Here is a 5,331-nt window from a genome sequence, read left to right on the forward strand (position 1 = left end):
ATGCGACCCGTCTAGCGGGTCTGGCCACAACAACAAAAGCCGTTGTGTCCAGCGCGAATCCTCAAGTGGCCGAACCTAATCCGCCTGAAAAGCGGAAGGTCGCCGGTTCGATCCCGGCCCTGGCTACCACGTTCTACCTGCTTAGACACGGGTTACGCACTCGGTTGGTTGATTGATTCTTCGGGTTTCTGTCCGGTCTTGGGTGGTTGAGTCTCCGTCGCGTGAAGCTGGTCGAGGTTGATTGCCACTTGGTCCAGTTCGTCTGCGTAAAGGTCGCTATAGGTGTTGGCGGTGACGGTCGGCGTCGAGTGGCCCATGGTCTTCTGCACGTAGCCAAGGTCGGCACCTGATTTGCGGGCCAGGCTGGCGTAGGTGTGTCTTGTCTCCGCAGTGACCGTGTGCGGTTGGGTTCGTGTTGCGTTTGAGCTGGGGCGATTCGGGCGCGGAGTTTGCGACGCGGGTCGCGGCCTGTGTAGCGATAAGCCCTGGGCCGCTGTGACCGTCCTGGACGACAGGCTGGCAAGTGAGACACGAACCGGGGCAAAATAAGCCGCCATGCCGTACCGGCTCACCAGAAGTTTCTCGGAGTCCGAAAAATGTGTTCGTGGCCAACGGATTTCAGTTAGGGCGACCACTAATCGCGGTCGTCGGGGACGTTAATTGCGAGATCACCGAGCACCACCTCAGTATCTGGCAGGTCAACCCTGTTGAGGACAGGTATCTCCCGAGATACGTGGCGGATTCGGGCAGCATTTCAGAGCCGAACGCCGATCCCACAAACCCGCCGATGTGCGCCGGGCCGCAGCTCAACGACGTCAACGTCGAATTGGCGGTGCGCAGTCGACGAGCCGGGGAACAACACCTCCATCGCTTGGGTCAGCCGCTGCCGCAAAGCCTCTGGTCCGAACACCACCAACGGCGTGCCTCGGCGCCGAACCTGGCCGTCGAGGATCAAAAACGGCGACCCACCAAAATGGTCGCCGTGAAGATGTGAGACGAATACCGCTGCCAGGTCGTTAGGTTCGAGCCCCAGACGTTTCAGCCCAACCAGCGCGGTTGACCCGCAGTCGAGCAGGACTGGTGGCCCTGACCGGCGGCGGATAGGCATGCAGGCCTGCAGCCGGCCGCCGCTGCCGAAAGCGTCCCCGGACCCCACGAAGCTGATCTGAGCTGACCCGTCGCCCCTGCGTTCACCGTGCCACATCGCATCGTAGGGTTCACGATGTGACGGCCGAAGCGCACAAAGTCGTCGTGACACATTGGGTCCCCGAAGACGTGCTGGCCTATTTGCGGGAGTTTTCCCAGCCGGTTGCCCCGCATGAGCCAACGGTGTTCTCGCGATCAGAAGTGCTCGCGCACGCTGGTGATGCCAGCGCGATCCTTGCCTGCATGGCCGACTGGGTCGACGACTCGTTTCTTGCTGCCTGTCCGAGGCTGCAGGTGATCAGCGGCGCGCTCAAGGGATTCGACAACTTCGACGCTATGGCGTGCGAGCGGCGCGGGGTGTGGCTGACCGTTGTGCCCGACTTGCTGACCGAGCCGACCGCCGACCTGGCGATCGGGCTCACCCTCGACCTCACCCGTCGGATCACCGAGGCCGACGGGCATTTGCGCACGAATGGGTTTTCCGGATGGCGGCCGGCGTTCTACGGATGTGGCCTGAGCGGCGCCACTGTCGGGGTGCTGGGCATGGGTGCACTGGGGCGCGCCGCCGCCCGCCGGCTGACCGGTTTCGGTTGCCGTACCGTCTATTTCGATCAGCGGCCGCTTCCAGCCCACGAGGAGGACGCATTGGCCGTGCGTCGGCTCGATTTCGAGGAGTTGCTCGAAACCTCCGACATCGTTCTGTGTCTGGTTCCCCTCACCGAGAGCACATTTCACTTGATCGACACGACCGCGATCGCCCGGCTGCGCGCGGGTGCGTACCTGATCAACATTGGGCGCGGCTCAGTAGTGGATGAGCAGGCCGTGGCCGCGGCGCTGGTCTCTGGGCAACTCGCTGGCTACGCAGCAGATGTCTTCGAAATGGAGGACTGGGCGCGTCATGAACGACCGCGGGAGATTCCACCGACGCTATTGGCTCATCCCCGCACGGTCCTGACGCCTCACCTTGGGTCTGCCGTGGGCATCGTGCGCCGCGACATCGCCTTGGCGGCCGCCAGACAGATCAGACGGGTGCTCTCCGGAAGCCTTCCTGATCATCCAGTCAATCGGCCCCGGGTCCGCCACGACACGATGTGATCACTTGCTTTTCTCTAGAGGCCAGGCGAGTGCGCTGCCTGCGGGATTCGGGGTCCTGCGCGAACCCCAGTGCCGGCGCAGCCAGCTTTGGCCAGCATCAGACCCGAATCGCCAAACACAGCAACACTTTCTATGAATCCGACGCGCTGGAACAACTAAGTGGACGCAACCGGTGCCGATCTCGCCGGTAGCGGCGTCATCCGATCCTCACGCGGACGTACCTGATCCAGGTCAGCAATGCCGCGACAATATAGAACGCCAGAAAGAGCCAGAACGCCGACGTCATCGTGCCGGTACTGAGGTAAGACTGCCGCAGCGCCAGGTTGATGGCGACTCCGCCGAATGTGCCGACGCCCGCGACGAAGCCGATGACGGCCCCGGAGATCAGCTGCGATCGCTGACGGCGTTCGGTCTCGCTGAAGTCCAGCGATTGGCTGCATGCCTCGAACACTGTCGGAATCATCTTGTAGACGGATCCGTTGCCCAGCCCGGCCAAGATGAACAGTGCGATGAAGCAGGCCAAATAGCCCACCGTCGGCGAGTCAATGACCTGGACTGCGTGACCGTCCACACCGATCAGCATTCCGGCGGCGATGACCATGGAAGAAAAGGCCATCAGGGTGATACGGCCTCCGCCAAATCGGTCGGCCAACCGCCCGCCGTAGACGCGGGCCAGCGCCGCGAGCAGTGGTCCGATGAAGGCCAATTGGGCGGCATGCAGCGAGGCCCGGGCGGTACTTTGTCCGTCGGCGATGAAGCTGGTCTGCAATATCTGGCCGAACGCGAACGCGAACCCGATGAACGAGCCGTAACTTGCGACGTAGAGCAGCCCGAGCAGCCAGGTGTCGTGACTGGAGACGACCGCGGACAGGATCGACCGCAGATGTCGGGACTCGACACGGTGCTGCGCAACGTTGTCCATGAAGAACAGTGCTCCGAATGCGGCGGTGGTCAGCAGCACCAGGTATAGGCCGCAAACCCAGTATGGCTGCCGGTCGCCTGCCGTAGCGATAATCAGCAGGCCGACCACCTGCATCATCGGAACCCCGAGATTGCCGATCCCGCCGGCGAGTCCGAGTGCCAAGCCTTTGAGGCGGTGCGGATAGAACGCGTTGGCGTTGCTTGCCGAGGCGGCGAAATTACCGCCGCCCATTCCGCTCAATCCCGCACACACCAGATACGGCCACAATGGCAATCCGGGATGGGCCAACAGCACCATCGCGGCGATGATCGGGATCAGCAGTGCGAGTGCCGAGAACACCGCCAGGTTGCGTCCGCCGACAATTGCTGCGGCCACCGCGTAGATCGGCCGCAGGCATGCCCCTACCAGGGTGGCGGTGGTGGCGAGCAGAAGCTTGTCGCCGACGGTGAAGCCGTACACGTGTTCGGGCATGAACAGCGCCATCACCGGCCACAGCGACCATATCGAGTAACCCAGGTGCACGACCGCGACCGACCAGAGCAGATTGCGCCTGGCGATGTTCTTGTTGCCGGCGTTCCAGGATGCCAAATCCTCGGGGTCCCAATGCGAGATATGACGCGGCCGAATTGCTCTCCTGGCCGATGGACGGGTTCCCGCCTGCGCACCGTCCAGCGAAAAAGTCGACACCGCTGATCGGCTGGGACCGTGCGCGAGCGGTGAATCCTCACCGTCCAGCAGTACCTGCCGTTCCATCACCCTCCCTGAACCCCGCCTCAAGCGAATCACCGTTTTCCAGAGTGCCAGGTTGTGGAGCGCGCGGACCGTCCTAAGAAGCGTAAAACTCCTGGAGAACTGCTGTAAAAGTCCTGAAAATGGGGCACGGTCGAAACTTTCGTGTGTGATCCATCCGGTATGCGGCCGGCTCAGCGCGCGATCGCTGCGGGTGCGCCGTCCGAATCTGCCGCGACAGAAGCCCGATCGTGCCAGCTGTCCTGAAGCGTGAATCCGACCAACCCTCGCGGTCACAGTTCCGGCGTGGGCTGTTTTCGTCGAGGACCGCGAGCACTCGTGCGATGATGTCCTCGAGCGTGGCTCCGGCGGTGTCGAGAGCGAGGTCGGCGTTCTCCGGTGGCTCATAGGGCGCATCGACGCCCGTCACCCCTGTCAGCTCGCGGCTTCGCGCCCGCGCATAAAGCCCCTTGGGATCGCGCTTCTCGTATTCGGACAGCGGTGTGGCGACGTACACCTCAATGAACGGCAGCTTCGCGGCGTCGCTGATGCTGCAACGGTATCCAGCACGATGGGCACGAGCGGTGCGGTGCAGCCATCGATCCGGGCTGACGCGGTCTCATACTGGACCCATGGTCCGGCTCGTGGGTGCCCTGTTCCTGCTCGCTGCGGTGAGCTGTGGCGTGCACGCGAATGCGGATGTGCCTCCACTGAGCCCCGAGGCGCGCGCAGCGGGCTTCGTCGACGTCCGCTCCGTGGTTCCCAACGCGCTGATCGACCTGCGCTATGCGACAACGAACAACTTCACCCACAGCCAGCTGTACCCGGCCAATGCGCGTTGTCTGGTACACCAATCCCTGGCGCCCGGGCTGGCGTCGGCCGCCAAAGCTCTGGCGTCGGCCGGAGACCGTCTCGTCTTCTGGGACTGTTATCGCCCGCATGATGTTCAGGTCAAGATGTTCGACGTCGTGCCGAACCCGGCGTGGGTGGCCAAGCCCGGTAACTACGCGAAGAGTCACGAGTCGGGACGCTCGGTCGATGTGACGCTGGGCAATATGACCGAGCAGTGTCCGCGCTGCCTCGTCGACATGGGTACCGACTTCGACGACTTCTCCCCGCGGGCAACGGCTTTCGCTACCGACGGGGTCAGCATCGGCCAGCGAGTGAACCGGGCCAGGTTGCGCGATGCCATGAGTGCCGCCGGGCTGTCGCCGTACTCCGGTGAGTGGTGGCACTTCGACGGCGCCGGCGCCGGCGTGCAGCGTCCCATCCTCGACGTACCGGTCAACTAATCGTCTCAAGCTATGAGATGTCTGTTTCGTATTATGAAAAAGCTGCCGGTAATCTTGGCAGCGAACACGATTCGACGTGCGAGGAGGTCGCGCCATGGCCAACGAACATCAGGCCGTCTACACCCACGGGCACCACGAGTCGGTGCT

At 63.2% G+C, this 5,331-nt stretch carries 4 protein-coding genes and 2 pseudogenes; 2 read left to right on the plus strand and 4 right to left on the minus strand.

The window, feature by feature from the left end:
• Nucleotides 1–152 precede the first annotated feature (152 nt).
• Both AC2VOU_RS05895 and AC2VOU_RS05900 read right to left on the minus strand, forming a co-directional pair.
• A pseudogene (locus AC2VOU_RS05895) lies at nucleotides 153–386 on the minus strand (site-specific integrase); the annotation flags it as partial.
• Nucleotides 387–754: 368 nt separating this feature from the next.
• Nucleotides 755–1,204, minus strand: a complete 450-nt coding sequence (locus AC2VOU_RS05900; protein WP_486956527.1) for an MBL fold metallo-hydrolase — start codon at nucleotides 1,202–1,204, stop codon at nucleotides 755–757.
• Nucleotides 1,205–1,224: 20 nt separating this feature from the next.
• On the opposite strand from AC2VOU_RS05900, the gene AC2VOU_RS05905 reads away from it, so the two are divergent.
• On the plus strand, nucleotides 1,225–2,241 hold the full coding sequence (locus AC2VOU_RS05905) for an NAD(P)-dependent oxidoreductase (RefSeq protein WP_486956528.1): 1,017 nt from the start codon (nucleotides 1,225–1,227) through the stop codon (nucleotides 2,239–2,241).
• A 196-nt stretch (nucleotides 2,242–2,437) separates the two neighbouring features.
• Here the strand turns inward: AC2VOU_RS05905 and AC2VOU_RS05910 are convergent, their stop codons facing one another.
• Nucleotides 2,438–3,916: a nitrate/nitrite transporter gene (locus AC2VOU_RS05910; protein WP_486956529.1), complete on the minus strand. Its 1,479-nt coding sequence runs from the start codon at nucleotides 3,914–3,916 to the stop codon at nucleotides 2,438–2,440.
• Nucleotides 3,917–4,211: 295 nt separating this feature from the next.
• Nucleotides 4,212–4,505: pseudogene (locus AC2VOU_RS05915) on the minus strand (adenylyl-sulfate kinase); the annotation flags it as partial.
• A 19-nt stretch (nucleotides 4,506–4,524) separates the two neighbouring features.
• Between AC2VOU_RS05915 and AC2VOU_RS05920 the strand changes: the two are divergent.
• On the plus strand, nucleotides 4,525–5,184 hold the full coding sequence (locus tag AC2VOU_RS05920) for a M15 family metallopeptidase (RefSeq protein ID WP_486956530.1): 660 nt from the start codon (nucleotides 4,525–4,527) through the stop codon (nucleotides 5,182–5,184).
• Nucleotides 5,185–5,331: the final 147 nt, after the last annotated feature.

The sequence above is a fragment of the Mycobacterium sp. TH-M25 genome (assembly GCF_057473665.1).